Genomic DNA, 3,044 nt, shown 5'->3' on the forward strand with positions numbered 1-3,044 from the left:
GGTAGAGGTAATTGTCAATTGTCAATTGTCCATTGTCAATTGTCAATTGTTGAAGGCTGGAATCGGATCTAATAAAGTTCGTATCTGATTATCACAAGGAATTTTTTTCAATCCAAATAAACTGAAAGCATTATCTTTTCCCTTGTTCTTTTTCATTAAATTTTGATGCTCTAAAAAAGAAGGACATTGTGTAAAAAATACGGAAAACGCAGCTATCACCAGATCTCGCATTTCATACCTTGTATTTAACCCTTTTCTTTTATCTGGTAAATCATTCAATTGAACAAAAAGAAATTTAATTAACTCTGATGGCGATATAGTAACAGGCAATATTTCCATGTAATTCTACAGTTTTAGACCATTAGCTCTCTCTCAAACTGATTGTAGTATAATTCGATTCTCTAATCCGAGTTCTCTCTGTTTTTGCCGTAAGTATTTGTGCTTAATCTATTGGGTTTTCCTGTTAGTTCTCTAACCAGAATAGAGAACTAATGTTCTAAATTTTGCCAAAATGAGAATTGCTGGGTTTCTGCTGCGATGTGCTGCGCTGCGGTATCAACTAAGTTTAAATTCTTCTCTCTGATGTCTTCTAATGGGTTGCTATCAATATAGATTTCTTCTGGGGTTGCGGATTCAATGTTAACTGGTTCGTCTTGATGATGAACTAATCCGTTAAGGTGGTTATCATTTACTGAACTATTAACAGTTGGTTCCGCTTCTATGGTTGCAGGAGGAAACCTATCGAAACCTTCATGCTCCTTGATGTGAGCAGCAAACTGGTCAAATAATTCTATTTGTTCGTCTGAGTAGAAACTGCTTTGTCCTTTTCTGGTGGGTTCCATATCATACCCCAATGTTTTGAGATGGTTACGCCATTGATAAAATTGGGTTTTTCCTATGTCGTATCTTTTAGGTAGTGCGGAAGCTTGTAACATGGCTCTTTTTGTGGGGAGGTTTATCCTATTATGGACAAGTTAACACTAGATTAATAACAGGTTCTTAATACTTCTTAATAATCTCTCTAATTGGCTTATAGAGTGATTGACAACTGTTAAACGTATGTTAGTATTATTAAATAAGTGTTGGGTTAGGGTTGATGAGTAAGTCACAAATTGGGGTTAGAATTCCTGATTCTCTTTTGCATGAACTTAATAGTTATATTCAGAAAACTGGAACCAATAAAACTGAGGTTGTCTGTAGTGCCATAGCTGAGTATTTGGGGTGTGCTGATAGTGTACCGTTAAGTCAGAGAATGGCTGAGGTTGAGAAGCGGTTGACAGTATTGGAAAATGTTGTCAGAAGTTCTAATATGAGCAGAAAAACAAACTGTTAAAGAAAGATTTTTCTCTCGTATTGTTCAGAGAATAGAAACCTAAAACCTATCAAGAGTCTTTTAATTTTCTTGTGAACAGTAAACTTTGTCCGCCTGATTGGGATTTTCGATGAAGGGATTTTCATTACCTTGAATAGTTACAATTTTCTTGTTCCGACTAATCTCATTTTTATCAACAGGATCTAATTTATGCCATTGACATAAGATGGATTTTTGCTGATCGAAATATTCTTTGTTTGCATCATCTAACTGATCCAAATAAGTGTAATGAAAATAAAACATTGTTCTGGCAATATCCCCTTTTACACTTTCCCTTGGTTCAAAACGATCAGAAGTAGATTCACTATATTCATTGAGATCTTTCTTCGGTATTTCACTTAACTGCTCAGATTGACGAAGCCAGGTCGTTGTTTTCATATCAGGTATCTCATCAAATCTTTTATTGCTTCGGATACTGTTAGCCCTTGTAGTTTCTGGATAAAGATTGTGAAGGTCACTCCTTGCTTCCTCTGTAGCTCCTCTACTTTGCGGCCAGATATGTTCTGTATTCATTCCTTGCTGGAAAGCCTCAGCACGAGGACTTAAATCATCCTTTTCACTCAAAGTTATTTCCAAACCTGTATAAATTCCAATTGGCTTGAAGTTATATACTTCTGCAAAAAGACGATCTCTTGCATCGCTATATGAAAGCGTATTAGGTTTACCTAAATTAAGTGGTTCTTTTTTTAAAGTTTCAATTGCTTTTTCCGCAAAAGAAATATTTGAATTTTTTTCTAAAACCTTAATAGCCCAACCTCGTATTTCTTTTTGTCCTTCACCTAAATTTTCTGGTGAGGTTGTCAATATTTCTACAGCCAGTTTATTCAGTTCAACCTGAACATCTTGATTTTTTGAAGCGATTTGAACAAGTTGAGCTACAACTAAAACAAGGATAGGAACAAGCCCTTTAGAAATAATATCTGCTATGATTACAGCTTTTTCTAGTCCGTTTTTATTATGGCTAGTTGGTTCATTAGATTGATTAGATTCATTAAATTGATTCATAAAGGATAGATTTAATAGCTAAAACTTTACTATAGGCGTTTGGGTAGCATCTGTGATAAAAACCCCGCTAAGGAATGTTTAATCGCTGTACCAATTAAAACCTTTGAAAATTAGAACCCTTAAACCCTTGAAATCTCGTTCTTTTTTTCTGTACCAAATAGACTACAGTTTAACTGGTACAAGATAAATCAAGACTATTGTTGAGAAAAGTTAAGTCCTGGAGTCTTCACTCTGATAGGGTTTCAGCCTTAGCGTAGTTTTTGTCTCAGTTGCTACTCAAACGCCTTATACATCTTTTCTTTTTTATATCTATAGTTCGTTCTTTATTCACTATTTTTAATAATACCTTAATATTTGTTCAGACTTACATTCAGTCCTCACAACCCTACTAAACCCCCAAGCTTCCTAACTGATTCCTGCTGATTAATAGCTGACTGATTTAACATTGATTGTAACTTTTCTTGTTTCTCAATACTAGCTAAATAAGACTCAGTAGAACTGCCACCATACCGATAATCAATCTCAACCACATTACTCAATATATTCTGATTATCTACTTGACTTAATAATAACTGCTGTTGTCTTGTTTCCCGTTCATAACTCAACACTAATGTTAAGATTTCCTGTTTTAAAGTTCCTTCAACTTCTGCCTTCCTTCTAGTTAAAT

4 protein-coding genes and 1 pseudogene are annotated in these 3,044 nt (G+C 34.7%); 1 reads left to right on the top strand and 4 read right to left on the bottom strand.

The features are described 5' to 3' along the window. Window positions 1-48 precede the first annotated feature (48 nt). Window positions 49-339: pseudogene (locus VB691_RS24275) on the bottom strand (ISNCY family transposase); the annotation flags it as partial. 149 nt (window positions 340-488) lie between these two features. Further along, on the bottom strand, window positions 489-935 hold the full coding sequence (locus tag VB691_RS24280) for a hypothetical protein (RefSeq protein ID WP_323294101.1): 447 nt from the start codon (window positions 933-935) through the stop codon (window positions 489-491). Between the two features lie 161 nt (window positions 936-1,096). Between VB691_RS24280 and VB691_RS24285 the strand changes: the two genes are divergently transcribed. Then, a complete protein-coding gene (locus tag VB691_RS24285; protein WP_323294102.1) occupies window positions 1,097-1,333 on the top strand; it encodes a DNA-binding domain-containing protein in 237 nt (78 codons plus the stop codon). 60 nt (window positions 1,334-1,393) lie between these two features. On the opposite strand, the gene VB691_RS24290 is transcribed toward VB691_RS24285, so the two are convergent. Beyond that, window positions 1,394-2,377, bottom strand: a complete 984-nt coding sequence (locus tag VB691_RS24290; protein ID WP_323294103.1) for an endonuclease I family protein — start codon at window positions 2,375-2,377, stop codon at window positions 1,394-1,396. Between the two features lie 377 nt (window positions 2,378-2,754). Continuing rightward, window positions 2,755-3,044 (bottom strand): hypothetical protein (locus VB691_RS24295; protein ID WP_323294104.1); only part of this gene is annotated, 290 nt, incomplete at its 5' end.

Source organism: Crocosphaera sp. XPORK-15E, assembly GCF_034931425.1.
GTDB lineage: Bacteria > Cyanobacteriota > Cyanobacteriia > Cyanobacteriales > Microcystaceae > UHCC-0190.